The sequence below is a fragment of the Micromonospora cathayae genome (assembly GCF_028993575.1).
In the GTDB taxonomy this organism is placed as follows: domain Bacteria; phylum Actinomycetota; class Actinomycetes; order Mycobacteriales; family Micromonosporaceae; genus Micromonospora; species Micromonospora cathayae.
This window is the reverse complement of the sequence record NZ_CP118615.1, coordinates 4,265,842-4,291,289: the sequence shown is the minus strand read 5'-3', so window position 1 is coordinate 4,291,289 and position 25,448 is coordinate 4,265,842. Positions and strand designations below refer to the sequence as shown.

Sequence of the window (25,448 nt, the reverse complement as noted above, 5' to 3'; positions counted from 1 at the left end):
GCTAAGAAGCCTTCGTTAAGCCGGCGGATCGTCCCGAGGTCGGCCGCGTCACGTACCCGCTGGTAGATCGCCTTTCCGGTTACGGAGCCAGGGGCCCATCGGGGCAGATCGGTTGTCCCGCGTCCGCCGCCGCCGTTCGGCTCGGCACGTGTCGGTCGTGAACGAGCAAGGAGCAGACGGCCGGCGGGGTCCGGACGCGGAGTCGGGCCGGCAGTCTCCTCGCCGTCGCGCCCGTCATCCCGACCGGTCGCCAGGTTCAGGCCTTACGCGCGACCGCCCCGTACATGGCGATGTCCCTGTCCGCGATCCCGGCAGCCTCGGACCCGTCCGGACGCCACTTGTGGACCTGGACCAGCCCCGGCTCGACCAACTCCAGACCGTCGAAGAACCCCAGCGCGGTGGCACGGTCACGGAAGACGAGGGTCTCACCGAGCCTGTTGTACTGCCGCTGGACCTCGGCCAGCGGAACCGGGTCGAACTCGTCGGTCGCGATGGACATCGCCAGATAGCTGCCCGACGGCAACACGTCCAGAACCTGCCGTACGACCCGCAGCGCTTCCCCGTCGTCCTCGATGAAGTGCACGATCGCGATCAGCAACAGCCCCACCGGCTGACTCAGGTCGAGGGTCCGCAGGAACTCCGGAGCGGAGACGATCGTCTGCGGGTCGCGCATGTCCGCCGCCACGTAGGCCGTACGTCCCTGCGCCGTCCCGACCATCAACGCACGCGCATGCGCGAGCACGAGCGGATCGTTGTCGGTGTAGACCACCCGTGCGGCCGGGTCGACCGACTGCACGATCTCGTGGAGATTCGGTGACGTCGGCAGCCCGGTGCCGATGTCGAGGAACTGCCGGATCCCGCACTCGTCGGCCAGGAAACGCGCCACCCGGTGCATGAAGGACCGGTTGGCCTGCATGTGAACCCGCAACGCCGGCCAGATCCGCAACGAGCCCTCGCCGGCCTCGCGGTCAGCGGCGAAGTTGTCCTTGCCGCCCAGGATGTAGTCGTAGATGCGTGCGCCGTGCGCCCGGTCCGTTCGCAGATCGACTCCGCGAGGATCCTCGCCACGACGTTCCACCAAAGCCTCCGTACAACAATGCCGCCCCTCGTGCAGGCGACCCTACACCGCCACGCTCCGTGCCCGGATCCTCTGTGGACCGGTCACGGATCCGAGCGCTCGGTGGGGCCGCCGACGCTCGGACTCGTTCACCTGGGGACCGGCCTGGCTACGGCCGCGCGTCAGAGTGCCAGCGGCGGGTGACATCCGCCGATGTTGGCGGGTCCGTGCTGCCCGGATGATGGATCACCGATCGGCAAGCGTGGATTTATGATGCTCGGGCAGATCCATCACACCGGAGGGACTCGCCATGCCCCAGCCGCTCCGCCGACGGCTTACCCGTCTCGCGGTGGTCGCCGCCACCGCGGCAACCGTCAGCTTCACCGTCCAGCCGGCCCCGGCCGCCGCCGTGCAGTTCGATTGGCACGGCTACTTCGTGACCTACGACGAGTGCGAGCTCTACCGCATCGATGCCAGCTACTGGGGCGAGGTGAGCAGCAACTGCGAATACCGCACCCTGCCTGACAGCGCGTACAACGGCTGGTACTTCCGGGCCTGGCTGCCGGGGTAGCGACCGGATCCGGTCGTGGCGGCATGTGCCGGGCCCGCGCGTCCCGCCCTGCCGCCACCGAGGTCGCCGACCGCACCCCGGCAGGCCGAACGGGCGGACACCACAGCGCAGTGAGGTGCGGGTGGCGCCCGGGGATCCGCGCAGTCAGCCGAACGGCCCTGCCTTGACCACGGTCGAATGGTCGATCTACTCGCCAGCTGTGAGGTGCTGGAGTCCCGGCCCATGCGCGGTGTCAAGGAGCCACCGTTGCGGCGGTCGTCTGGTGGGCTGTGCGGGCGCACTGCGAGCACCGTTCTGGGCAGGGCGTCTGCGCTGCGGCGTTGGTGAGGCCGCTGGCGTGCAGGATCGTGGAGACCGTCTGCTCGACGGTGCTGGTTTCGGCAATGACGATTTCTCCGGGGATGTCGAGCAGGTCGCGGTGGGTGTACCAGGTACGCATCTCGTCGGGGGTGACCGGGATCGGCTCGTCGCGGTCGAGGTGGCGGCGGACGGTCTCGTCGAAGGACACGTCCAGGTAGAACACGGCGGCCGGTCCGGGATGGTTGTCGATGAGCTGGTGCAGCACGGTGGCGTAGCGTCCGGTGTGCAGGATGCCTTCGAGGATGACGTGGTAGCCGAGGTCGAGGGCGGTGCGCGCGGTCGCGGTGATGAACGTCGGGGCGACCGGCTGGATGTGGGCGCTGTCGTGTTCCCGGAGCACGATTCTGCGCAGGTAGTCCTGCTCCAGCAGAGCCGCACCGCGTCCGAAGCGACGGCGGGCCTCGCGGGCGGCCGTGGTCTTTCCGCTGCCGGAGTTCCCCCTGATGACCACCAGCGTCGGAGGTACGGGCTTCGGGGGGTTCGACGTCGTCATGGCCTGCTCCATCAGGCGGTGGCGATCTGTCGGGGCACCGTCGTGCCAGGCGCGGTGGTGTCGTAGCCGGCGGCCTGGAGGGTGAACAGCTCGGCGTACCGTCCGTCGGCGCTCATGAGCTGGTCGTGGGTACCGGACTCGACGAGACGGCCGTGGTGCAGGACGAAGATGCGGTCGGCGTGGCGGACGTTGGCCAGCCGGTGGGTGATCAGGATCGTGATGCCACGCCCCTGCCGGTCCCGGATGGCCTGGAACAGGGCGTTCTCGGCGCGCGGGTCGAGGGCGGAGGACGGCTCGTCCATGATCAGCACATCGGCGTCGCGGAGGAAACCGCGGGCGGCGGTGATGCGCTGCCACTGACCGCCGGAGAGGTCCTGCCCGCCGGCGAACGTACGGTCGAGCAGCGTCTCGTACCCGTGGGGCAGCTCGGCGATCATGTCGTGGGCGACGGCGCGGGCGGCGGCGGACTCGATCCGGGTCTGCTCGGCGGTGGTGGCGATGTCGCCGACGGCGATGTTCGTGGCGGCGGTGAACGGCCACTTGTGGTACTCCTGCGTCACGACCCCGATCCGCGCCCGCAGCGCGTCGGTGTCCCACTCCTGCAAAGGCCGCCCGTTGTAGTGGATGGTGCCGTCGGTGGGGGTACGCAGAGTGGCGATCATGGTGGCGAGGGTGGACTTGCCGGAGCCGTTCTCCCCGACGAACGCCACCGTCTGTCCCGCCTCGATGGTAAGGGTGACCTGGTCGACGGCGGCGGTGTCACGGTCGGGGTAGCGCAGGCTCACCGCGTCGACGGTGATCTCCTCCAGCCGGTCCGTGGCCGGCGCCTGGGCAGCCGGGCCGGTGTGCGGTGGCAGGTAGTCGGCGGCGCGGGTCATGAAGCCGGTGTAGTCGCGGAAGTGCTGCCCCTCGGTGTAGACCCGGTCGACCTGGAAGGTGACCACGGACAGGGAACGTTGCGCGGTTTGCACGGCGATGACACAGGTCGCGGCGGCGGCGAGGGGAATCTGACCGTCGATGAGCAGCAGACCGAGCAGGACGTAGACCACGGCGGTCGCCACGCCGCCGATCATCGCGCCCACGGTGGTGGTCGTGGTGACCCTGCGGGCCAGCGCGAGTTGGATACCGGTCTCGACGGCCATGACCCGGTCGTACTGATCGAGCAGGAACCCACGCAGCCCGTAGGAACGCAGTTCGGGGGCGGAGTCACGTTCGGCCATCAACCGGTGCAGCAGCCACAACCGTCGACGGCGTACCGACCCGGCGGCGTACGTCTGGTAGCGCAGGTGTCCGGCGCGCAGCGACGCCCATCCGTTCGGCACGGTCGCCACCAGCAGTGCGGGCAGCAGCAGTGGGTGGATCACCACGACGGCGACCGCGACGGCGAGGACCCCGGCGAGACCGGCGAGCAGGTTCATCGACGCCTGCACCAGCCCGGTGGTGGAGTCCGCGCCGCGGGAGGCGCGTTCCATGTCGTCGGCGAACGCGTCGGCGTCGAACGCCTCCAACCGCACCGCCGTGGTCACCTCGAACAGACCCCGTTCGACCTCCCGGTCCACCTTCGGGGTCAGGCCGTTCTGCGCGTACCCCATCGCGGTGGCCATGCCGGCGCGCAACGCGGTCACCGCCGCCAACGCGACCAGGGCGGGCAGCGCGGCCAGCACCTTGTCGGCGGTCGGCCCGCCGGCGAACAACTCCACCAGCACCCGCTGGGCCGCGAGGAGCCCGAACGCCGACATCACCCCCGCGCCCACCGTCGTCGCCGCCACGACCGACGTCCGGACCCGGTCGGCACGCCAGCTCACCACGAGCGCGGCCCCGACCAGCCGGGGCAGTTCGGAGAAGACGGCGAACAGGCCGGCCTGCGCCCGCGCCCGCACACCGGTCTCCCACCACACCTCCCGCAGCTCCGGCAGCACCGAATCCCGCTGCGAAGGTCCGGGACGGGCGGGTGCACGGTCGGGGTCGGTTGTGGGCATGGCGGTACCTCCCGAAGGTGAGCAGGGTGAACTACGGCGGATGGTGGTGTGTCGATGGAGGCCGGCGAGGGCGCGCAGACGCCCCCGGGTGCTCTGCGGTCAGGTGACCCGGACGCCGACTTCGAGGTGGCAGCACCCGTCAGCGCGGGCGCACAGCGCTTCGGCGACACGGCGGGCCAGCAGCGGCGGTAACCGCCGGGCGGTCGGTAGCGGGTCGGCCCACGCCCAGCCCGTCGACTCTCCCCGCGGCACCACGATCCGCTTCGTCGCGCCGGCGTCGAGAGTGCCGCCGACCTCCCACTCCGCCTTGCAGACCGGTTCGACCAGCGGAACCCGCTCGTCCGCGTCAGTGATCAGCAGCCCGGCGGCCATCCGCTTACCGGGCAGCTCGGCGGTGACGTCGCGGCGTTCGGAGGGCATGCAGGGACCGTAGGACGGGGTCGGGGCGACACGCCCGCAGCGCCGTGCGCCGACATTGTCGGCAGATTCCGACACCAACTCCGACACCAGGCCAGCTTCGGCAGCGCCGCCGCCCCGACCTGCCGACACCGCAACCGTGACCCGCGCGACCGCTGTCGACGGCAAGGCGAAGGCGGTCACCGACAGGCGAAAGTGTCACCGGCAGCAGCTATGGTGTTCGCTCATCGTGACCGCAGCGACCGGGGGTGGCAGCGATGGGCGACCACGGCGAGACAACCACCGCCCGCCGCGCGCTCGGCCGCCTCCTCGCCCAGCTACGCAGGAACGCCGGCCACACCCAACACGCGCTCGCCCGGCTGGTGCAGTACGGGCGCAGCTCGGTGGCGAACACCGAGACCGGCCGCCAGTACCCCGAGCGGCCGTTCTGGACCCGCTGCGACCAGGTGCTACGCACCGGTGGCGTGCTGACCGCCGAATACGACCGCATCGCCGACCTGGACCATCACCGTCGCCACCACCGCCCGGCGGCTGCGCCCCGCAGCACCAACCTCACCGGCGGGAACACACCGGTGTGGTGGGAGCCTGAGGACACCATCACCGCCCGCCGGTCGGCGCTGACCAGCACCACCGACGACGACGCGCGGCTGGCCCACCTGGAACACGAGGTCCGGCAGGCGATCGCCGACAACGAACGCTGCCCACCGGCCACCCTCGTGGCCCGGCTGCGTCCACTGCGGGCCTACGTCGACCACCTGATGGCCGCCCGGCAACACCCACCGCAACGCGCCCGGCTCTACACCGCCGCCGCGCACCTGTCCGGGCTCCTCGCCGCGCTCACCCTGGACCTACGCGTCTTCCGCGTCGCGCACACCTACGCGGCCGAAGCCTTCGACCTCGCCCACGCCGCCCAGCAACCCGACACCCGGGCCTGGGCCCGCGCCACCCAGAGCCTGATCGCCTTCTACACCGGCAACCACCGCGACGCTCTCGCCTACGCCGAAGACGGCCTACGCCACGCCGGCACCGGCCCACACCGGATCCGCCTCACGATCAACGGCCAGGCGCGGGCGCTCGCCCGCCTCGGCGACCGGCACGGCGTCGACCGCGCCGTCGACCGCGCGTTCCACCTGCTGACCGAGTACCCGTCGGCCGGGCAGGTCAGCGCCAGCCTCACCCTCGGCCCCTACTGCCCCACCCGGACCGCCGCCAACGCGGCCACCGCATACCTGGCCCTCGGCCACACCACCAACGTCGCCGGCCACCTCACCACCGCCATCGCCGCCTTCGACACCGCACAACTACGCGGCCCGCAAGCGCTCAGCCGCCTCGACCTGGCCACCGCCCACCTGCACGCCGACGACCCCGACCACGCGGCCGAACTCGCGCTGCAAGCACTCGCCCTCACCGCCGACCACCGCTTCGAATCCGTCCACCAACGCACCCACCAGTTCCTCGCCGCCGCCCGCCCCCTGCGCCACCACCCCCGGCTACAGCACGTCGCGGAGCTGCTCGCCGAACGCACCCACCCCGGCGCGGCACCACCCTCGGACCCACGATCGTCGACCTGAGCAGCCGGCGCCGACCAGGTGGTCGGGCTGATGCGCCCTTTCGACCTCGGGGCGGACGGAGAGGTGCACGGGAGCGACGAACCGGTCCGGGACGAGGGCACCGTCCGCCGGCCCCGCTGACCGGGCGTTCACCGTGCGCGCGGGGCCGGCTCCTGCGGCCGGCGGTGGCCGTCGGGACGCGGTGCACCCGGTTCGCCGCTCTCCGGTCCGGCGGCACTCCCGGGCCCGGCCGCTCCGGCGGTCCCGGCGGCACCGGTCGCACCGAACCGGTCGAGGAAGCGCAGCAGCTCCACCGGGAAGGGCATGACCAGGGTGCTGTTCTTCTCCGCCGCCACGTCCACCACCGTCTGGAGCAGCCGCAACTGGTACGCCCCGGGCGTAGCCGCCATCGCCCGGGACGCGTCGGCGAGTCGGCGGGACGCCTGGAACTCCCCGTCCGCCGCGATCACCCGGGCCCGGCGTTCCCGTTCCGCCTCGGCCTGCCGCGACATCGACCGTTTCATCGACTCGGGCAGCGCCACGTCCTTGACCTCGACCCGTTCGATCAGTAGCCCCCACGGCTTCTCGGTCGGCGCGTCGATCACCGCCTTCAGCTCGGCGTTGATCCGTTCCCGGTCGCCGAGGACGGTGTCCAGGTCGGCCCGGCCGATCACCGACCGGAGCGCGGTCTGCGCCACCTGGAGCACGGCTGACGGGTAGTCCCGCACGTTGACCAGCGCCTTCACCGGGTCGACCACCCGGTAGTAGACCACCGCGTCGACGGTGAGCGTGACGTTGTCCCGGGTGATCGCGCCCTGCGCGGGGACGCCCATCACGACCGTCTGCATGCTGACCCGCACCATCCGGTCGGCGATCGGCACGATCAGGCGCAGGCCGGGCTGCCGGATCCGGTCGAGTACCCGGCCGAACCGGAACACGATGCCGCGCTGGTACTGCTGGACCAGCCGGACGCTCAGCATCGCCAGGATCGTCAGGATCACCGCGACGACGACCACTGCGATGACGACGGCTCCCATGTCCCCTCCGGTTCCGGCAGGCGTCCGCCTCCCGGGGCGGCGCATACCCGCTGCGTACCGGGCCAGTCCTGGTCGCGCCGTCGGCCCCGGAACAGCAGCGCCGCCGCCAGGACGAGGTACGGCGCGGCGGCCAGGACGAACGCCCACCGGTGGCCGTACGCCGTGGCCGCCCACGCGTACCCGGCGTAGGTGGCCAGGGTGGCCAGGTTCTCGGCCATCCCGGCCAGCGAGGTGACGGTCGCCCGGCTGGGCCCGGTGATCCGGGCCTGCAGGCGCTCGTCGACCAGGACGGTGGCGATCTGGAACGCGCAGAACGCCACCCCGACCAGCGCCATCCCGGCCGGGTGTCCGGAGGCCGCCCCGCCGGCCAGCGCCAGGGCGGCGACGGTCAGCAGCACCGGCTGGGCGTACCCGCCGAGGCGGTGTGCCGCCGGCACGAGCAGCCCACCGAGGGTCAGCCCGGCCCAGGTCAGCAGGAGCAGCAGCGGCACGGTCGCCTCCGCCACCCCGGTCTCCACCGCCAGCAGTGGGGTGTACTCGTCGAGGGCGCCCCACACGGCACCGACGGCGGGTACGAGCAGGACCGCACCGCGTACCCGGGGGTTGGTGCGGGTCTCGGTCACCCCGGCGCGCAGGCTCCCCCACCACCCCAGGTCGGGACGGTCGCCGCCCGGCCCGGCCAACGGACCGGCGGCGATGCCGGCGGCCACGGCGCTGCTCGGGGCGGCACCGGTCGGGGCGGAGCCGGTCGGGGTGCTGCCGGTGACGCTGGTGTCGACGACGCCGGTCGGGATGAAGCCGGGGGTCGAGGTGGGGCCCGCAGTCGAGGTGGGGCCGGGGGTCGGGGTGGGGCGGTGCTCGGGCAGCCGGGTCGCCACGACGGCGGCGAGCAGACAGGCGAGCACACTCGCCGCCCCCACGGCCCGGTGTCCACCGGCGGTGAGCACCGGCCCGGCCAGGGCCGCCGCGGTCATCACGCCGAGCAGTTCGGCGGTGCGGGCCCGGCCGGTGAGCCGGGCGTACCGGTCGGTCGCGCCGAGCCGGTCCAGTTCCGTCCAGACCAGCGCCTCCAGGGTGCCCGAGGCCAGCGCGCCGCCGGCGCCCCAGAGCACGAAACCGGCGGCGAAGGCCGGGTACGAGGGGACGGCGGTCCACAGCACGAACCCGGCGGCGGCGAGCAGGGGCGCCACGACGAGCAGCAGCCGGCGGGAGACGGTGTCGGCCAGCGCGCCGGACGGCACCTCCAGCACGACGCCGGCAACCGTCCAGATCATGAACAGGGTGGAGATCTGGGCGACGGTCAGCCCGGTGTCGCGGAACAGCAGCGCGAAGAACGGATAGAGCAGGACGAGTTCCCCGAGGAACGCGTACCCGTAGAGGGCGGCCGCCAGCCGACGGACGGCGGGGGCGGGAGACGACGCAGAGGGCAGCATGGGACCTTCCCGCAGGGGACGACACGGACGCCGGAGGTACGGCGTACGCGGCGGCCCACGGGAACGGTGGTCACCGGATCGGCATCAACATCGCCAGGTCATGCCCGCGATCGTACCGCTCCCGACCGGCGGGAATGTCATCAAGCACACGTGCGCGGACGGTTTAGCGTGGGCCGGAGTTGGTGAACCCTTGAGGGGTACCTGTCCAGGAAAGGGGTAGCCGTGCCGAGCGCCTCCCGTAACCGCCCGAGCGAGCAGGTGGACCTGCCCGCCGATGTGACCGATCCGCTGCTGTGGCGGCTCGGGTTCGACGTGGCCCGCGCCCACCAGCCTGACGAGTCGGGCCGGTGCGGCAACCTCGCCTGCCCCGACGAGCCCGGCCCGTGCCCGGCCCTGCGCCAGGCGGAGCAGGCGATGCTCCTGGCCCGTACGGGTGATGCCGCAGGTGACGACCTCGTGCCCGGTGCCGGGACCGCCGGGGAGCACCTGCCCCGACGGCTGCCGGGGTCGGTGCTGCGCGCCGCCTGACACCACCGACGGGTCGTCGACGGGGCCGGTGGCGGGTCCTCACCGCGACGGCCCACGTGTGAACAGACCGGGCGGCCCACACGAAAAGCTCAGCACGCCTGGTCCGGACGGCCAGCGGAAGATCCACCGAACCGGTCGGTGTCGGCCGGTCCCGCAGTTCGTCGCGTCCGGAACCTGGTCGTGGGCTGGCGACGGTGCGAGGGTAACGGCAAGACCCTTAGCTTCCGCTTCTGAGCCGCCACGCCGGCGCAGCCGGCCGGTGGCCGGGGCTGTCGGGAGGCACCATGCTCCGTCCCAGCACCGTCCTGGGCCAACCGGTCGCGATGACCGACGACGCCCGGTCCGGCCTGCTCGTCGTCGTCGTGGCGGACATCGACGACTTCGAGGTCGGCCGGATCTCCCAGGGTGACGACTGGGCGGCCGGTCAGGTCGCACAGACCCACAAGATCGCCGAGGCGCTGCTCGGGGAGCTGCCCGGTCAGCCGCGGCTGGCGTTCGTCCCGGCGGACTCGTGGGTGGTGACCCTCTCCGGCGAGACCGGCGACCACCTGCTGGCCGACGCGCTCGGCTACGCGGACCGGTTGCGTCGGCGGGTCACCGACGAGACCGGGGTGTCGGTGACGCTCAGCGTCAGCAACCCGCACGCCGGACCGGCCCGGTTGGAGACCGCGACCCGGGAGGCGGTCCGCGCCGTCGAACGCAAGCTGGTCGACGGCGGCAACCGGATCTACCACTGCCGGGGGCGGTCCGGTACGGCGGCGGCCACCCTCCCCGAACGGGTGGAGCACGACCTGGGCCGGCTGATCCGGGAGGGGGATGCCGCCGGCGCGGTACAGGCGTTGGGTCGGTGGATCGATCGGGTGGCCCGCACCGACGGGGTCACACCCGACCTGCTGCGGCGGTGGATCGGCGCGGAGCTGATGTACGCGCTCGACGTCGCCGGCAAGCGTCGGTTGGCGGACGGGTCAGCCGACTGGGTCGACGCCTTCGACCGGTTCGCGCTCGACGAACTGCTGGCGATGTTCGACATCCACGAGCGGTCCTACCTGCTGCTCTGGCTGTCCCAGCTGTTCGACCGGATCATCGAGACGCAGACGCCGCAGGCTCCCGGGCGGCATGTGCTCGCCCTCGTGGAGCAGTACATCCGGGACCACTACGCCGAGGACCTCCGGCTGTCCACGGTGGCCCAGGCCGTCTTCGTCAGCCCCTTCTACATCAGTCACCTGTTCCAGCGGGAACTGGGCACCACCTTCCTGCGCTACCTGACCGGGGTGCGGATGCACCACGCCCGGCTGCTGCTGGCCCAGACGTCCCTGCCGGTGGAGGCGATCGCCGACCGGGTCGGCTACTGCTCGCCGAAGCGCCTGCGGGTGCTGTTCAAGCGCACCTTCAACGTCACCCCCACCGAATACCGGAGGCACTACGGCGGACAGGGCAAGTTTCCCACCGCAGGATGACAAGGGCGGTCCCCCTGACCAGGCCCTGCCGTCCCTAGCGTCGACCCATGTCAGCCAACCGTATTACCGCCCGTGTCGCCGCCGCAGCCGTGGCCGCGATCGTGGCGACCACTGCCGCGCCGCACCCCGTCGCCGGGATGCCCACCGGCCGGACCGGTGCCGTACAGGTGTCGGTGGTGTCGGATTCCCTCCGCGTCACCAACGTCGTGCCCACCTGGGGGGCACAGATCCCGAAGGTCGTGTACGACGGCCGCTGGTTCTACGCCGCGACCCTCGACGGGGACGGGACACAGTACCCGTGGAGCGCCCGCGTCTGGAAGTCCCCGGACTCGCGGACCTGGACCGAGGTGGTGGCCCTGCCCGGGCACGTCTACCAGCCGGTCGGGCTGCTCGTCGACGGTGCCGGACGCCTCCACCTCCAGGTCGCCTGCTTCACCGGCGCGGCCTGCTATCCGGGCGTCGCGCCGGCCCCGGGTGCGGACCTGGCCGGGGTGTACGCCGTCCGGCTCACCTTCGCCGACCGGCTCGCCGACGGTTCGGTCGACCCCGGCCGGTTCACCGACCACACGGCCCGCAGCGCCACCCCGGCCGGAGCCGGGCCGGAACGCTACTACCAGGGTCTGGCGATGTCCCGGGACGGGCGCTACCTCTACACGGCGTACGCGGTGGACAACTGGGACCTGCACGTCAACGTCTTCGACACCCGGACCGGCACCGACGTGCACACCACCCGGGTGGGCTCGCCGCCACCCGGCCGGGCCTGGCTCTACCCCCGGGTGCAGCCGGGAGTCGCCCCGGGCGAGGTGTACCTGTCGTTCAGCCAGTACGTCCTCGGCACACCGAACTCCGCCTACCTCGACGGGGCGACACTGTGGCACTCGACCGACTTCGGCCGGACCTTCGGCAGCCGTACCTACCTGACCGAGAATCCCATGCCGGACGGGGACGGCAACTGGGTGGACGCCGCCGACATCACCGTCGACGCCGCGGGCGAGGTGCACGCGGTGTTCTACCGGCGCGACCGCGGCGTGGGCACCCTCTACTACCAGCGTGGCCTGGCCGGCACCCCGGTCGCGGTCGGTCCGCTGGACAACCACAGCCAGCTGCTGGTCCGACCGGACGGCACCCGGATGGTGTTCACCTCGTCCGGCGCGTCGCTGGTGGTGGCCCACAGCCATGACGGCGTGCGCTGGACGATCTCGCGGCACCCGGTCGAGGGAGTGGCGTCGGTCCTGTGGCCGAACCTGCTGCAAGCCCGTTCGGGCAGCCGCACCCCGCCCGGCTACCACGCCCCGGGACGTCCCGCCACCGGGATGCTGATGGCCGGCCAGTCGGCCGGCCAGTCGGCGTTCCAGCCGCTGCTGTACGTCCGGTTCCGCTGAGCCCGCACGACAGGACGGCCCCCGGGACCGAGGTCCCGGGGGCCGTCCGACAGGGACGTTCAGCCCGCCACCGGGGCGAGCTGACGGTCGTAGACGACGGGGTTGGCGAGGGTGCCGACACCCTCGACGGTGGCCGTCATCACCTCGCCGTGCGGCACCGGGCCGATCCCGGACGGGGTGCCGGTGGCGATGATGTCGCCGGGTTCCAGCGTGATGCCGTGCGAGATGACCTCGATCAGCTCGGGGATCCCGAACACCATGTGCCGGGTGTTGGACCGCTGGCGCACCTCGTCGCCGACGGTGAGGGTCAGGTCCAGGGTCATCGGATCGGCGACCTCGTCGGCGGTGACCAGGTAGGGCCCGCAGGGGGCGAACGTGTCGAAGCCCTTGCTGTGGTCCCAGGGCTGGTTCTTGTCGATCGCCACCAGTTGCAGGTCGCGCGCGGTCACGTCGTTGAGGACGGTGTAGCCGAGCACCACCCGCTGCCACTGCTCAGCCGGCACGTCCCGGGCGGTGGAGCCGATGACGACCGCGAGTTCGACCTCGTAGTCGAGACGCTGCGACCGGCTCGGGCAGTGCACCGTCGCACCGTGACCGACCAGGGACGACGGCGGCTTGAAGAAGATGACCGGTTCCTCGGGGACGGCCTGGTCGCCCTCCTCGGCGTGCGCGAGATAGTTCAGCGCGACACAGATGATCTTCTGCGGACGGGGCACCGGTGACTCGAACCGTACCGCACCGACCGGCAGTACGGCGCCCTCGGCACCGCCGCCGGCCACCGCCTGCCGCACCTTCTCGGCAAGCGGTTCGGCACCCCACTCACGGAGCACGGCCACCGGATCGTCGCCCACGACGCCCAGCGCGTCGAGGCGCAGCAGCGTGTCGGGGGTGACCTGGGCGGCGAGGACCACCTGGTCGTCGTCGGTCCGGACGCGGGCAAGGAACATCAGTTGCCTCCCTGGGGCAAGAGCCTCTGCGGGGGCAGAGGTAGCTGCAACAACCGGCGGGCGTTGCCGGCGAGAACGAGGGCGCGTTGGTGGTCGGTGAGCGCGGCCCCATGCACCCGTCCGAGGCCGTACCGCTGATCGATGAAGCAGGCGTCGGTGCCGTGCAGCACCCGTTGCGGGCCGAGCGCGTCGACGAGCCGGCCCAGCCACCGCCCGGTGAGCCAGGAGCCGCAGGTCTCCGCGTACACGTTCGGGTGCCGCCGGCACACCTCGATGGTGCGCCGGAAGCCCTCCACGGTGGCGCCGCTGTGTCCCACCAACAGCACCAGGTCGGGGTGCCGCTCGGCCACCGCCCCGAACAGGTACGGGTCGCTGTGCCAGGTACCGGCGAAGCCGTGCCCGAGCACCGGCACGCCGTGCCGGCGGGCGAGCGCCCAGATCCATTCGTAGCGACGGTCGTCGAGCGCGCACTCGTGGGTGTGCGGGTGCACCTTGAAGCCGCGCACCGCCGGCTCACGCAGTTGCCGCTCCAGCAGAGGCTCGTCCTGTGGCCGGTGCGGGCTGGCCACCAGGTAGCCGTAGAGCCGACCGGGATGGCCGGCCGTGGCGGCGAGCATCCGGGCGTTGCCGGCGACCGGATCGGCCCAGATGCCGAGCAGGTCCGAGATCACCGCCTGGGTCGTCCCGGCCCGGTCCATCGCGGCGACCAGGTCGTCGGCCGACTCCCGGGGAACCCAGCAGGACGGCCACGCGCCGATGTGTCCGTGCGCGTCGACGACGTCCCCGCCGGGGCCGGCCGGCCAGCCCGGGTCGACGGACGGCGGTGCTCCGGCGGCCGGGAGCCCCAGCAGCCGGCGGGCGTTCCCGCCGGCGACCGCCGCCCGGGCCGCGCCGTCCAGGTCGCTGTGCCGCCACAGGTACGCCGCACCGGCAGGATCCCGCGACGGCGCACCGGAGGCCCACAGCAGGCGGCCGGGGCCGTACCGGCCGACCAGCAGTTCCAGGCCGTCCTGACTGGCCAGGAACGACAGGTCGACGTGCACCGACGGCCGGCGGTCGAGCACGGATACCAGTTGGCGCAGGCTGCGGTAGCCCACCCCGCAGACCACCACGTTCAGTTCCGGTGCGGCGGCGGCCAGTTCGTCCACCTCGGACCAGTCGACCTCGTCCAGCTCGACCAGGACCGGCAACCCGGCCCGGCGCAACGCGCCCAGCAGCGACCGGGCCTCGGGGCCGGCGAGCGACCAACCGTGGCTGCGGGGGAACAGCCACACCGCGCGCACCCCGTCGGCGCGCAGCCGCTCCGGCAGGTCCGCCGGCGCACCGTGCTCACCGCTGTCGAGCGGTCCCAGCACGTACCCGGGCAGCAGCCGGGGATCGGCGGCGGCGGCCAGTTCCGCCGCCAACCGCCGGTTGCCCTCGGCCGGGTCGTACCGGACGGCGACGCTGTGCCGGACCACGACAGCCGCCAGACCGAACCGGTCGCAGTGCGCGGACACGTCGCCGGTCGACCACTGCTCGTGGTCGTCGGTCGGCCACGGGCCGACGGTCACGTTGACGTCCACGGCCATCAGGCACCCCCGAGGTCGGTGAGCAGCCCGGCGTCGTGGGCGCGGGCCAGGAACGGCAGGTGTCCCCGCCACTCGGCGATGTCGTTGCTCAGGGCCGGTGGTGCCCCGTGCGCCCGGTACCACCGGTCGCCGCCGTGCAACCCGGCCCGCAGGTACCCGTCGTCGCCGGTCGCGTCGTACGCGCAGGCGAGCGCCTCCCGGATCAGCGCCGACCGGTTGGCCCAGCGGTAGTCGAACCGGCCCAGGAAGACGAAGGTGCCGTCCGGGTTGCGGCCGAGGTCGACCAGCGCCCGGCAGCCGGCCAGGAACGCCGCCCGTACGGTCGGGTCGTCGGCGATCTCCAGGGTGCGGGCCAGGCCGGTGAGCAGGACCGCGTTCTGCCACGCGCAGTAATCGTCGTGCAGGCCGAGGCGCATCAGCCAGCGGCCGTCCGGGTGCTGGGCGGCGACCGCCCGCCGGGCGATCCGCCCGACCACGTCGAGGTAGCGGGCCTCCCCGGTGGCGCGGGCCAGGGAGGCGAGCGCGATCAGCGGCCAGCCGCTGTTGCGGGGACCGGGTTCCGGCCGGGTCCAGCCGATCTCGTGCAACCGGACGAGGCAGTCGCCGATGCGGCGGGCGGCGTCGAGGTAGCGGCCGTCCCCGGACACCTGGCCGAACAGCACCAGCCCCTCGGTCCAGACGTGTCCGGTGTCGACGGAGGTCCAGATCTCGCCGTGCGGGGTACGCGCCCGGACGTAGTGCAGGTGCGCCCGGCCGTGCGCCCGCACCCCGCCGACCTCGTACGGGTTACGGGTGCTGTGGTGGATCAGGTCGATGTCCCGCAGGTGGTCGGCGTACGCCTCGGCCGAGTCGTGGTAGGCGCGTTCACCGGAGCGCAGGTAGTGCAGGGTCAGCGCGTACAGGGCGTCGTGTTCGTTGTTGGCCGAGTATCCGGTGCGCGGTCCGACGGTGATGCCCTGCACGCTGTCCCCGAGGTCGTGGAAGCCACGCGACTGCCCGTACTGGTACCAGCCGAACAGTTCCTCCCTGATGTGCGCCTCCAGGTGCGGGTACCGGTCGGGCCGGTAGGGCAGGATGCGGGGCACCGCCGTGGTGTCGAGCGCGTCGGCCGGGAACGGCACCACGGGATGGTCGAGCCGCAGGCCGGCCCGCCGGTCGGCGCCGACGCCGACCCGGAGCCGGCGGGTCTTGGCCGCGCCCTGGGTCATCCGCAGTTCGCCGGCGTCGGTGGGCCAGAACCGTACGGTGATCCCGTCCGGGCCGACCGCGACGTCGCCGGGATGGTTCTCACCGAAGCGGTGCACGGCGACCGTGACGGTGCCCTGCGGGGTCTCGGTGAGCACCCAGTTGGTGGCCTGCCGGCCGTGCAGCTCGGCCCACTCCCAGCGGTCGTGGTAGCCGGCCACGCTGGCGTCCTGCCACCGGGTCGCGGCGTCGGCCTCCTCGGCGGCGGCGACCTCGGCGGTGGCGAAGATGCCCCGGGCGTGCCCCTGGCCCCGGTGCCGCAGGGTGAACGGCGCGGTCGTCCGGTGCGTCACGTCGAAGACGCCGCACTCGGCCGCCGTCACCGCGGCGGTGCCGATGTCGACCCGCCACTCGGCTACCGCCGACTCGGGTTCGTCGGTGTCGTTGACCACGCGCAGGTCAAGGTCGACGTGGCCGGCGCCGGCGGTGGCCGTCACGTCCGCCTGGAACGCCCACGACCCGACGGCGGCGGCCCGGTACCGGCCGGTCAGCCGTACCGTGGCCTGCAACGGCCCGTCGTGCACGACCGTCACGTCGGCGGCCTCGCAGGTGGCGACGTGCGGCACCCCGTCGGGCCCGACCAGGTGGATCCGGGCGGAACGGAGGCCGGGCAGCCCGGCCAGGGGGTCGACGGCACCGGGGCGGACCTGGAAGCGCACCGCGCCGGTGTCGACGTCGACGCCGTCCGGTCCGGGGACGGCCCGGACGGTGACCGTCGGCTGGGCCGTGCCGGCCGTCAGCGTGTACTCGACGGTGCCGAGCGGGCCGACGGTGGCGGGGAAGGCCACCGCCGTCCAGTCGCCGGCCGCGCCCAGCACCTGGACCGGCAGCGTCCCGCCGTCGGGTGTGCGCACCACCAGCGGGGTGCCGGCGGGTGTGTCGGGGCGGGGCACCCCGCAGACCACCACCTCGGCGTCGCGGGCGACGCCGACCTCCTCGCGCACCAGCAGTCTCATGTCAGCCCTTCAGCGCTCCGGTGCTCAGTCCCCGCGCGATGCGGTCCTGGGCGACCGCGAACAGGACGAGCACCGGGAGCATCGTGATGACGAGGCCGGCGAACAGCTGCACCCAGTTCGCCGCGTACTGCGCGTTGACCTGGAGGCCCAGGATCCCGACCGGGATGGTCTGCGCGGCCTCGTCGGTGAGGAACACCAGCGCGAAGAAGAACTCGTTCCAGGACGTCAGGGTGTTGAGCAGGGCCACCCCGGTGACGGCCGGCATGGCCTGCGGCAGGATGATCCGGAAGAAGGTACGGCTCGGCGAGGCACCGTCGACGTACGCCGCCTCCTCCAGTTCCTTCGGCAGCGAGGCGAAGAAGCTGTGCAGGATGAACACGCTGAACGGCACGTGCGAGGCGACGTAGACCAGGACGAGTCCGTTGAGCGTGCCGAGCAGCCCCAGGTCCCGCAGCAGGAAGTAGAGCGGCACGATGACCAGGAAGCCGGGCATCATCAGGCCGCTGAGGAAGACCATCCGCAGCAGGCCGCGTCCCGGGAAGTCCACCCGGGCCAGCACGTACGCCGCCATCACCGAGATCAGCAGCCCGAGTACCACGCTGGTCACCGTGGTGTAGAGGCTGTTGGCGAAGAACCGGCTGATCTGGGCGGTGTTCCACGCCTGGGCGTAGTTGTCGAACTGCGGCGACACCGGGGGTGACCAGGGGCTGGTGGAGAAGAACTCCGGGTTGGTCTTCAGCGACACCATGACGCACCAGACGAAGGCCCCGACCGAGGTGAGGCAGTACGACGCGAGCGCCAGGTGCAGCGCGACACGTCCGGGACGCACCCTCATCAGTACTGCTCGCTTTCCCGTTTGGTCAGCCGGTTGACCGACAGGGTCAGGGTGAGGATCGCGGCGAAGAGCACCACCGCGATGGTCGCCGCGTAGCCGAACCGGCCCTCGGTGAAGGCGACGCCGTACAGGTACGTGCCGATCACCTCGGTCGACCGGAGCGGGCCACCGCCGGTCATCGCGATGATGAAGGCGAAGGTCTGCAGGCCCTGGATCATCCAGAGGATGAGCAGGGTCCGGGTCACGTCCCAGATCAGCGGCCACACCACGTGCCGGAAGACCTGGAACGCCGACGCGCCGTCCAGGGTGGCCGCCTCACGCAGTTCGACCGGCACCCGCTCGAACGCCGCCGCGAACAGCAGCATCCAGATGCCGATGCCGTGCCAGACCGTGGCCAGCACCACCATCAGCATCGCGGTGGACGGCTGGCCGAGCAGTTCCACGCCGACCACGCCGAAGTTCGGGTTCAGCAGGAACTTCCACAGCAGCGCCGCGGTGGTCACCGAGAGCACGACCGGGGCGAGGATGAAGAACCGGTAGACCTTGCCGAACCGGAGCTTCTGGGTGACGTACGCGAAGAACAACGCGCCGGGGAAGAGGATCATCGCCCCGATCACCACGAACGTCACGGTGTTGCCGATGGTCGACCGGAACGTCTCGTCGGCGGCGAGTTCGGTCAGGTTGCCCAGCCCGACGAAGTCCGGCGCGCTGACCCCGTTCCAGTCGGTCAGCGCCACGTAGAAGGTGCTGAACGCCGGGTAGAGCATGAAGAACGCGTACGCGGCGAAGGCCGGCAGCAGGAACGGGACGACGAGCCGCCGTTTCTGACGCTCCACGATTCCGACCCGCCGCCGTGCCATCACCCGTGCCATCGCGTCAGCCCCGTGCCTTCCGGAGCCCGTCGTTGATCTCGGTCACCAGCCCGGCACCGTCCAGTTCACCGAAGAACACCCTGGTGATCGGTACCCCGTAGGCGTCCTTGACCGCCGTCGGTTGGCTCAGCGCCGCGAAGTACGACGGCCAGAAGGCGTTCTCCTGGTTGAGCAGTCCCGCCTGGGCCTCGAAGCCGGCGGGCGCGGGCACCCCGGCGTAGGCCGAGATGTTGCCGGTCTGCTCGACGAACTTCTGCTGGTTGCCCTTCTCGGCGAGGAACTGGAGCCAGGCGATGCCGAGCGCCGGGTTCTTCGACTGCTTGGCGACGGTCTGGAGGTTGACCCCGCCGAAGACGCCGGTCTGGTCGCCGGCCGCGCCGGGGATCGTCGGGAACGGGAAGGTGCCGACCTCGAAGCCCGGGGGGATGCTCTGCTTCATCTCGCCGATCAGCCAGGAGCCCATCAGGATCATCGCCGACTTGCCCTGGAAGAAGGCAAGCTGCGCGGCGGTGAAGTCGGTGGACCGGAAGTTCTCCAGGAAGTACCCGTTGTCGACCATCCGTTCCAGGTCGGCGGCGGCCTCCCGGACGCCCGGCAGCGACGCGAAGTCCTTCTTGCCGTCGATCGCGTCGAGCACGTTCTGCCCACCGGCCCGGCGCAGCAGCAGGTAGTCGAGGTAGAGCTGGAGGTAGGGGGCGAAGGTGCCGGTCACCGCGAACGGCGCGACCCCACCGGCCTTGACCTTGTCGGCGACGGTGAAGAGCTCGTCGATGGTCGTCGGCGGCTGGACGCCGAGGTCGGAGAAGATCTTCTTGTTGTAGAAGAACTGGATCGTGGTGACGGCGTCGGGGGCGGCGTAGTAGGTGCCGTCCGGCGCGGTCAGCTGGCTACGGACGGCCGGCAGGACGGCGTCCTTCCAGGGCTGGTCGTAGCCGGCCAGCGGCTTGTTCATCGCGTCGGTGAGCGGCTGGACCTGACCGGCGTCGACGTAGGTCATGCCGTCCGGGTTGCCGGCGAGCCGGCCGAAGAAGCCGAAGTTGACCTCGGGCGGGTTGCCGGCCCGCCAGCGGGCCTGGATCTGCGGCACGTCCTGGCCGCCGCCGAACACCAGCTTCACCTTCGCGTCGGGGTAGCGGCCCTCGAACTCCCGGGCCAGCCCTTCCAGCCGCTGGTAGTCGGGCGAACCGGCCGGATAGAAGCTGACCACCTCGAACTCGCCGGTCAGCTTGGCCGGGTCGGCGGCTGCGGCGGAGTCGTCAGCGGGTTCGGAACCGCTGAACATGCAGCCGGACAGCAGCATGACGCCGGCCACGAGGGCGGCGCCGAGGCGTGCCGCTCCGCGGATCTTCATAAGTGTTCACCCTTCTTGATCAACGGTTACCGGCCGACCACTGCGCCACGACTCGTCGATGGCCACCAGCACCTCGGTCACGTGGACCGAGCTGTCCAGCGTCACGAGGGGGGAAGTCCCGTCCAGCACCGCGTCGACGAAGTGCGCGACGGCGGCGGCGACGGAGCCGGAGGGCCTGCCGCCCACCCGGCCGGCGAGCTGGTTGCGGGGAAAGCTGTAGCTCTCCTCGGTCGCGAGTTCCAACTGCTCCCGCTTGCGATCGAGATGCAGTACCGCGCCCTCGAAGACGAGTTCGACGAACGAGTCGGTCATGGTCGGGAAGGTGTCGGGATAGGTCCAGCAGGCCTCCAGCGTCGCGACCGCGCCGCCGGCGAACCGGATCTGCGCCTGGACCGCGTCGGGGGTGTCGACGCCGAGTCCGCGCAGCACGCCGTGCACGGCGGTGGCGTACACCTCCACCACCCGGTCGTCGAAGTACCACAGCAGCAGGTCGAGGTCGTGGCTGGACAGGAAGAAGGACGGGGTGGTCCGGGCCGCCCACGAGATCATCGTGGTGGGCACGTACCGGGTGTCGTTCTTGCGCGCGTACGCGAGCACCGGTCGGCCGTGCCGCCGGTCGGCGGTGTGCTCCTTGGCCTGCCAGTACGCCGGCACCCAGCGGTGGTTGAACAGGGTCATCGCGGTCACGTCCTGGGCGGCCGCCGCGTCGCGGATCCGGCGGGCGTCGGCGGCGGTGGTGGCCAGCGGCTTCTCGATCAGCACGTGTTTGCCCGCCTCGATGGCCGCCAGGGCCGCCTCGGCGTGCAGGTGGTCCGGGGTGGCGACGAGGACGGCATCCACCCCGGGGTGCCGGGCGAGGGTCGCGGCGTCCGGGAAGAGCGGGGCGGGCCCGAACTGCGACAGGTCGGTGGCGCGGGAGGCGTCCCGGGTCGCCCAGCCGCCGATCGCGCTGCGGTGGTACGCGGCGAGCACCGCGGCGTGCGTCCGCGCCATGATGCCCGTTCCGACGATGCCGACCATCAACGGATCCACGTACGGCCTCCCTCACTCGCTGTGTAGTGCGATGACCGTACGCAGGGGGTGCCGGGCGCGACAACCACCGTTCATGTGCTGGCGGTCCCGTTGTTGTTCTGGTGCTCCGGCGCTGGTCCTGAGCTCTTGACCGGCCCGGTGCAGGCTGATCTACGGTCTTCCGGGCGGCTTTGAGTCGCACCCGGCCAGATACGGAGAGTAACCATGATGAACGGAAAGCCGGTGCGCCAGCGCAGTGCCGCGCTGTACGAGCGGGCCGGGCGGGTCCTTGCCGGCGGGGTGTCCAGCGACGCCCGACGCGGCCCGGGGGTGCCGCTCTACGTGGACCGGGCGGCCGGCGCGCGCCTGTGGGACGTCGACGGCACCGAGTACGTCGACTACGTGCTCGCCCAGGGCCCGATGCTGCTCGGGCACTCCGCCCCGGCCGTGGTGGACGCGGTGGCCGCGCAGCTCGGCCGGGGTCAGGCGTACGCCGCGCAGCACCCGCTGGAGGTCGAGGCGGCCGAGCTGGTGTGCCGGCTGGTGCCCGGGGCGGACCTGGTCCGGTTCAACACGGTCGGCTCCGAGGCGGTGATCGGCGCGTGGCGGATCGCCCGGGGGGCCACCGGACGGCAGAAGATCCTCAAGTTCGAGGGGCACTACCACGGCTGGTTGGACGCCGCCCTGTGGAGTCTGCACCCGGCCGTCGACGCCGCCGGCCCGGTGGACAGTCCGGTCCCGGTCCCCGGCACCGGCGGACAGCAGCGCAGCTCGGCCGGTGACCTGGTCATCGCGCCCTGGAACGACGCGGAGACGCTGACCGCGCTGATGGCCGCGCACGGGACGGAGATCGCGGCGATCGTCATGGAGCCGGTGCTCTGCAACACCGGCTGCATCGCCCCGGTCCCCGGGTTCCTCGACACGGTACGGGAGCTGTGCCGGTCGTACGGCTGCCTGTTGATCTTCGACGAGGTGATCACCGGGTTCCGGCTGGCGGCCGGTGGGGCGCAGGAGTACCTCGGCGTCACCCCCGACCTGGCCGTCTACGGCAAGGCGATCGCCGGTGGCCTGCCGGTCGCGGCCATCGCCGGTCGACGCGAGGTGATGGACGTGGTCACCCGGGGCGAGGTCGGGCACGCCGGCACGTTCAACAGCAATCCGCTCGGCATGGCCGCCGCGGTCGGCAACCTCACCGCCATCGAACGGGACCGGGACACGATCTACCCGCACCTGTACCGGCTCGGCGGGCGGCTGATGGCCGGCATCCGCGAGGCGGCGGCGCAGGCCGGGGTGCCGATGCTGGTGGACGGCCCGGGGCCGGTCTTCCAGACGTACCTGACCCCGGCGGCGGCGGTGCGCGACTACCGCGACTTCGCCGCCACCGACCGGGCCGGCATGGGCGTGCTGCACCGGGAGCTGCTCGCCCGGGGGGTCAACGTCGTGCCACGCGGCCTGTGGTTCCTCTCGGCGGCCCACACCGACGACGATGTGGACCGCACCCTCGAGGTGGTCGCGGACGCCCTGCGGGCGCTGCGGGGTCAGGTCGCGGTGTAGGTCAGGAAGTCGAGGCGGGAGTACACACTCCCGCCCGACGGTCTGCTGGAGAGCAGCATCCGGAAGATCTCGCTGCCGTTGGTGTGGAACGAGCCGGACTCGCGCCGCATCAGGTTCGGCGAGTAGGTGCGGTCGGCACCGGAGACCGCGTGCGTCTCGGTGCTCCAGGACGTGCCGGTGGTGCTGCGCAGCACCCGCAGCACGTTGTCCGGCGCGCCGGCGAGCGTGCCGAAGACGAACCGTTCCCCGGCGGCCCCGAGCACGATCTGCGCGTGGTTGTCGTAGCCGCCCAGGTCGACCGGGCTGCCCGGCAGGGTCACCGAGCCGGCGTTGCCCTTCCAGTAGTACAGGTGCGAGACGCCGGAGATCTTCTTGTAGAAGAGCACGTGCGGGGCGTTCGCACCGTCGATGACCAGGTCCACCGCGTCACACCAGTTGGCCGTCCCGTCCGGAGAGGGGCAGGACGCGACCATGAACCGGGACGGGAAGGTCGCCCCGCCGTCGGTGCTGCGCCAGAGCTGTACCCCGTGGATGGTGGCGCTGCTGCCGGTGTTCAGCTCGGTCTGGTTGAACGACAGCCACACCTCGCCGCTGGCCGTCCCGGGCCGCACCCGGGGATAGAGGTACGCCTCGTTGACGCCCGGACTGGCGACGTAGGTGACGGTCTCGGTGTTGGTCCAGGTGTCGAACCGGGCGACGTACAGGTCCCAGTTGGACCGGCTGTACGCGTGGTAGACGTAGCGGCGGTCGTCGTCGATGGCGATCCCGCCGTAGTACCGCTCGGCGCTGGTGGTCCGCACCGAGTGGTCGTTCCAGGTGGTGAGGCTGAGCGAGCCGTCGCCGAGCACGGTGGTGAACTGCAACCGGACCAGGTAGACGTACTGGTTGACGCCGCCGGCGAGCGGGGTGACACCCGGGTAGCACTGGCCGCCGGTGTAGCAGGGGACGGTCAGCCACAGCCGGTTGCCGGAGTCGAGCAGCAACGCCGGGGGCTGGTAGACGTACTGGTTGAGGGTCGCCGCCAGCGTCCACGAGGTGCCGTTCGGCGACTTCCAGATCCGGGCCTGCCAGGGGTAGGCGCTGCCGGAGCCGTCCATCGTCGCGGTGTAGTACCAGCCGGAGTTGGCGTCGTGGACGACCTTGGGCAGTTGCGGACCCCACATCGGGGTCACGTTGGTGGTGCCGATCGTGGTCGAGACGGCCGCCACCGTGGTGGCGGACGCGGTGGCCGGGGACGCCGTGGCCAACAGCAGCGTCACGACGGCGGTGAGCAGGGTCAGGACTCTTCGGGACATCCGGGATGCCTCCCATCGTCCGGGCCAGGGGTTGCCCGGGGTGACCGGGACGTTAGCCCCACGGCGGCTCCCGGAACCGGGCGTCGGCGTGGCCAGCGCAACGCCGCGCCCGGTCCAGGGCAAGAACGGGGCCATCGAGCCCGGTCGTCAGCGCGGGCCGTACAGCTCGATCTGGTTGAGCCAGAGCCGCTGCGGATGCTCCCGGAAGCCGCCGCCGGCCGGCTGTACCAGCCGTACCGCGGTCACCACGGCGGCGTCGACGTCGTGCACCGTGTACGGGGCCTCCACCGGCTGCTCGGCCGACACCAGCGTGGTCCACGCACCGGCCACGCACGCCTCGATCCGGTAGCAGGCCGACGTGCGGTAGTACATCCGGTACTCCGGCCAGTGCAGGACGACCCGGCCGAGCAGCCGCGGCCCGGCCAGGGTCACCTCGACCCAGTGCTCGACGTCGTCCTCGTCGGACGCCCACCCGGTGCGCAGGTTGCCGTCGGTGAGCAGCGTGACGTCGTCGCGGTAGGGTTCGGCCACCACCACCGGCCCCAGCAGGTGCGGTTGCAGCCGCAGGTCCGAGCCCCGGTGCCAGCGGACCGGCCCGGTGTCCGCGTCGACCAGGTGCGCCACCGTCACCGGGCCGTCCGGATCGGCCAGGAAGTCGTTGCGCATCAGCACCGAGACGTGCGCGTAGTACGACGGCAGGGTCCGCTCGAAGAAACCCTCCTCGTCGTCGAGCGTCTCGCCGTACGCGTTGAACGAGGCCGAGTACGGGCCCCGCCGGCAGCGCACCGACGCCAGTTCGCCGGCCACGTACGCCTGGTGCAGCTCCCAGGCCGACAGCGGCACGCCGTCGCGTTCGTAGTGGCAGTCGAAGTCGACGTCGAGCATGAACCATTTGCCCAGTTCGGCGCTCCACACCTCGGCCACCACGTGCTCGTCGACCGGCGGGTCGGCGGTCGCCTCGTCCCCGATCACGTAGTTGTCCGCGATGCTCCGGTGCAGGTTGATCATCCGGGCCTGCATGCCCAGCGCCAGGCAGCACTGCACCAGCGAGACGGAGTAGTGCACGCAGATGAAGCGTTCCACCCCGCGCGAACCACGGTCCAGGATCAGCAGGGCGTTCCACTCCGGCATCCGGTACGGCGTGTGGTGCGGGAAGAGAGACTTGATCCAGTCCCGCAGCCGGACGGCCCGGGACACGTCGTCGCCCGTGCCGGCCACCTCGGCGAGCGGGAACCGCTCCCGCAGCTCGACCAGGGTCGGCTGGTCGACCGCCTCGGTGGCGAACGGGATCGCCCCGGGCTCGCACCTCCCCTTCGCCGCGTCCACGACCGGGAAGTAGACGTCGGCGACCCGGTCGGTGTTGACCGTGCCCAGGAAGCTGTCCACCCGTACCCGGGTGCCCGGCTCCCGGGCCAGGTCGACGCGGGGGAAGGTGGGCAACGTCGCCAGTTCGTCCCACCGGGCCATCCGGCCCAGGATCTCGCGGCGCCACTCGAAGAGGCGCTCGTTCAGATTGCGGTAGTCGTCATGCTCCTCAGCCACGCACC

The 25,448-nt window shown here is 71.9% G+C and carries 21 protein-coding genes; 6 read left to right on the top strand and 15 right to left on the bottom strand.

What is annotated here, in order from left to right; all coding sequences use genetic code 11:
• Nucleotides 1-256: 256 nt before the first annotated feature.
• Nucleotides 257-1,078, bottom strand: coding sequence for an SAM-dependent methyltransferase (locus PVK37_RS19600; protein WP_275028967.1), 822 nt, complete (start codon nucleotides 1,076-1,078; stop codon nucleotides 257-259).
• A gap of 289 nt (nucleotides 1,079-1,367) precedes the next feature.
• On the opposite strand from PVK37_RS19600, the gene PVK37_RS19595 reads away from it, so the two are divergent.
• Nucleotides 1,368-1,628 (top strand): hypothetical protein, encoded by a 261-nt coding sequence (locus PVK37_RS19595; protein WP_275028965.1) that lies wholly within the window; start codon nucleotides 1,368-1,370, stop codon nucleotides 1,626-1,628.
• A gap of 232 nt (nucleotides 1,629-1,860) precedes the next feature.
• Here PVK37_RS19595 and PVK37_RS19590 read toward each other — a convergent pair whose 3' ends face one another.
• From PVK37_RS19590 to PVK37_RS19580, 3 genes are all read right to left on the bottom strand, one after another.
• Nucleotides 1,861-2,481, bottom strand: a complete 621-nt coding sequence (locus tag PVK37_RS19590) for an AAA family ATPase (RefSeq protein ID WP_275028963.1) — start codon at nucleotides 2,479-2,481, stop codon at nucleotides 1,861-1,863.
• Between the two features lie 11 nt (nucleotides 2,482-2,492).
• Nucleotides 2,493-4,460 carry an ABC transporter ATP-binding protein gene (locus PVK37_RS19585; RefSeq protein WP_275028962.1) on the bottom strand — a complete coding sequence of 656 codons (1,968 nt, stop codon included), beginning with the start codon at nucleotides 4,458-4,460 and terminating at the stop codon, nucleotides 2,493-2,495.
• 99 nt (nucleotides 4,461-4,559) lie between these two features.
• On the bottom strand, nucleotides 4,560-4,880 hold the full coding sequence (locus PVK37_RS19580; RefSeq protein WP_275028961.1) for an NUDIX hydrolase: 321 nt from the start codon (nucleotides 4,878-4,880) through the stop codon (nucleotides 4,560-4,562).
• Nucleotides 4,881-5,134: 254 nt separating this feature from the next.
• Here PVK37_RS19580 and PVK37_RS19575 point away from each other — a divergent pair, with 254 nt between their 5' ends.
• Entirely contained in the window at nucleotides 5,135-6,448 is a 1,314-nt protein-coding gene (locus PVK37_RS19575) for a helix-turn-helix domain-containing protein (protein ID WP_275028960.1), read from the top strand.
• Nucleotides 6,449-6,576: 128 nt separating this feature from the next.
• Here the strand turns inward: PVK37_RS19575 and PVK37_RS19570 are convergent, their stop codons facing one another.
• Entirely contained in the window at nucleotides 6,577-7,464 is an 888-nt protein-coding gene (locus PVK37_RS19570) for an SPFH domain-containing protein (RefSeq protein ID WP_275028958.1), read from the bottom strand.
• Complete coding sequence (locus tag PVK37_RS19565; protein ID WP_275028957.1) at nucleotides 7,425-8,897, bottom strand: MFS transporter; 1,473 nt, start codon at nucleotides 8,895-8,897, stop codon at nucleotides 7,425-7,427. The genes PVK37_RS19570 and PVK37_RS19565 overlap by 40 nt, the downstream gene beginning before the upstream one ends.
• Nucleotides 8,898-9,119: 222 nt before the next feature.
• Between PVK37_RS19565 and PVK37_RS19560 the strand changes: the two genes are divergently transcribed.
• The 3 genes from PVK37_RS19560 (at nucleotide 9,120) to PVK37_RS19550 (ending at nucleotide 12,264) form a co-directional block, all read left to right on the top strand.
• Nucleotides 9,120-9,425 (top strand): hypothetical protein, encoded by a 306-nt coding sequence (locus PVK37_RS19560; protein WP_275028956.1) that lies wholly within the window; start codon nucleotides 9,120-9,122, stop codon nucleotides 9,423-9,425.
• Between the two features lie 284 nt (nucleotides 9,426-9,709).
• Nucleotides 9,710-10,882, top strand: a complete 1,173-nt coding sequence (locus PVK37_RS19555) for an AraC family transcriptional regulator (protein WP_275028955.1) — start codon at nucleotides 9,710-9,712, stop codon at nucleotides 10,880-10,882.
• A 47-nt stretch (nucleotides 10,883-10,929) separates the two neighbouring features.
• Nucleotides 10,930-12,264: a hypothetical protein gene (locus PVK37_RS19550; RefSeq protein ID WP_275028954.1), complete on the top strand. Its 1,335-nt coding sequence runs from the start codon at nucleotides 10,930-10,932 to the stop codon at nucleotides 12,262-12,264.
• 59 nt (nucleotides 12,265-12,323) lie between these two features.
• Here the strand turns inward: PVK37_RS19550 and PVK37_RS19545 are convergent, their stop codons facing one another.
• From PVK37_RS19545 to PVK37_RS19515, 7 genes are read right to left on the bottom strand one after another with little or no spacing between them, the layout of a single operon-like run.
• Nucleotides 12,324-13,211 carry a fumarylacetoacetate hydrolase family protein gene (locus PVK37_RS19545; RefSeq protein WP_275028953.1) on the bottom strand — a complete coding sequence of 296 codons (888 nt, stop codon included), beginning with the start codon at nucleotides 13,209-13,211 and terminating at the stop codon, nucleotides 12,324-12,326.
• Nucleotides 13,211-14,782, bottom strand: a complete 1,572-nt coding sequence (locus tag PVK37_RS19540) for an amidohydrolase family protein (protein ID WP_275028951.1) — start codon at nucleotides 14,780-14,782, stop codon at nucleotides 13,211-13,213. Before PVK37_RS19540 ends, PVK37_RS19545 begins: the two co-directional genes overlap by 1 nt.
• Entirely contained in the window at nucleotides 14,782-16,983 is a 2,202-nt protein-coding gene (locus tag PVK37_RS19535; RefSeq protein WP_275028950.1) for a hypothetical protein, read from the bottom strand. The genes PVK37_RS19540 and PVK37_RS19535 overlap by 1 nt, the downstream gene beginning before the upstream one ends.
• Nucleotide 16,984: 1 nt before the next feature.
• The gene (locus tag PVK37_RS19530; protein WP_275028949.1) at nucleotides 16,985-17,818 is read right to left on the bottom strand and encodes a carbohydrate ABC transporter permease; all 834 of its coding nucleotides are present in this window, start codon (nucleotides 17,816-17,818) and stop codon (nucleotides 16,985-16,987) included.
• Nucleotides 17,818-18,654 carry a carbohydrate ABC transporter permease gene (locus PVK37_RS19525; protein WP_275028947.1) on the bottom strand — a complete coding sequence of 279 codons (837 nt, stop codon included), beginning with the start codon at nucleotides 18,652-18,654 and terminating at the stop codon, nucleotides 17,818-17,820. Before PVK37_RS19525 ends, PVK37_RS19530 begins: the two co-directional genes overlap by 1 nt.
• 40 nt (nucleotides 18,655-18,694) lie before the next feature.
• A complete protein-coding gene (locus PVK37_RS19520; protein WP_275028946.1) occupies nucleotides 18,695-20,041 on the bottom strand; it encodes an ABC transporter substrate-binding protein in 1,347 nt (448 codons plus the stop codon).
• Nucleotides 20,042-20,047: 6 nt separating this feature from the next.
• A complete protein-coding gene (locus tag PVK37_RS19515; protein WP_275028945.1) occupies nucleotides 20,048-21,073 on the bottom strand; it encodes a Gfo/Idh/MocA family protein in 1,026 nt (341 codons plus the stop codon).
• A gap of 204 nt (nucleotides 21,074-21,277) precedes the next feature.
• On the opposite strand from PVK37_RS19515, the gene PVK37_RS19510 reads away from it, so the two are divergent.
• A complete protein-coding gene (locus PVK37_RS19510; RefSeq protein WP_275028943.1) occupies nucleotides 21,278-22,606 on the top strand; it encodes an aspartate aminotransferase family protein in 1,329 nt (442 codons plus the stop codon).
• Here the strand turns inward: PVK37_RS19510 and PVK37_RS19505 are convergent.
• Both PVK37_RS19505 and PVK37_RS19500 read right to left on the bottom strand, forming a co-directional pair.
• Nucleotides 22,591-23,901, bottom strand: coding sequence for a hypothetical protein (locus PVK37_RS19505; RefSeq protein WP_275028942.1), 1,311 nt, complete (start codon nucleotides 23,899-23,901; stop codon nucleotides 22,591-22,593). The genes PVK37_RS19510 and PVK37_RS19505 overlap by 16 nt on opposite strands.
• A gap of 147 nt (nucleotides 23,902-24,048) precedes the next feature.
• Nucleotides 24,049-25,443, bottom strand: a complete 1,395-nt coding sequence (locus PVK37_RS19500) for a galactose-binding domain-containing protein (protein WP_275028941.1) — start codon at nucleotides 25,441-25,443, stop codon at nucleotides 24,049-24,051.
• Between the last annotated feature and the right edge of the window lie 5 nt (nucleotides 25,444-25,448).

Coding starts and splice junctions, on each gene's coding strand:
- PVK37_RS19595 (WP_275028965.1), top strand. CDS start 1,368: ATGCCCCAGCCGCTCCGCCGACGGCTTACCCGTCTCGCGGTGGTCGCC.
- PVK37_RS19590 (WP_275028963.1), bottom strand. CDS start 2,481: ATGACGACGTCGAACCCCCCGAAGCCCGTACCTCCGACGCTGGTGGTC.
- PVK37_RS19585 (WP_275028962.1), bottom strand. CDS start 4,460: ATGCCCACAACCGACCCCGACCGTGCACCCGCCCGTCCCGGACCTTCG.
- PVK37_RS19580 (WP_275028961.1), bottom strand. CDS start 4,880: ATGCCCTCCGAACGCCGCGACGTCACCGCCGAGCTGCCCGGTAAGCGG.
- PVK37_RS19575 (WP_275028960.1), top strand. CDS start 5,135: ATGGGCGACCACGGCGAGACAACCACCGCCCGCCGCGCGCTCGGCCGC.
- PVK37_RS19570 (WP_275028958.1), bottom strand. CDS start 7,464: ATGGGAGCCGTCGTCATCGCAGTGGTCGTCGTCGCGGTGATCCTGACG.
- PVK37_RS19565 (WP_275028957.1), bottom strand. CDS start 8,897: ATGCTGCCCTCTGCGTCGTCTCCCGCCCCCGCCGTCCGTCGGCTGGCG.
- PVK37_RS19555 (WP_275028955.1), top strand. CDS start 9,710: ATGCTCCGTCCCAGCACCGTCCTGGGCCAACCGGTCGCGATGACCGAC.
- PVK37_RS19550 (WP_275028954.1), top strand. CDS start 10,930: ATGTCAGCCAACCGTATTACCGCCCGTGTCGCCGCCGCAGCCGTGGCC.
- PVK37_RS19545 (WP_275028953.1), bottom strand. CDS start 13,211: ATGTTCCTTGCCCGCGTCCGGACCGACGACGACCAGGTGGTCCTCGCC.
- PVK37_RS19540 (WP_275028951.1), bottom strand. CDS start 14,782: ATGGCCGTGGACGTCAACGTGACCGTCGGCCCGTGGCCGACCGACGAC.
- PVK37_RS19535 (WP_275028950.1), bottom strand. CDS start 16,983: ATGAGACTGCTGGTGCGCGAGGAGGTCGGCGTCGCCCGCGACGCCGAG.
- PVK37_RS19530 (WP_275028949.1), bottom strand. CDS start 17,818: ATGAGGGTGCGTCCCGGACGTGTCGCGCTGCACCTGGCGCTCGCGTCG.
- PVK37_RS19520 (WP_275028946.1), bottom strand. CDS start 20,041: ATGAAGATCCGCGGAGCGGCACGCCTCGGCGCCGCCCTCGTGGCCGGC.
- PVK37_RS19510 (WP_275028943.1), top strand. CDS start 21,278: ATGATGAACGGAAAGCCGGTGCGCCAGCGCAGTGCCGCGCTGTACGAG.
- PVK37_RS19505 (WP_275028942.1), bottom strand. CDS start 23,901: ATGTCCCGAAGAGTCCTGACCCTGCTCACCGCCGTCGTGACGCTGCTG.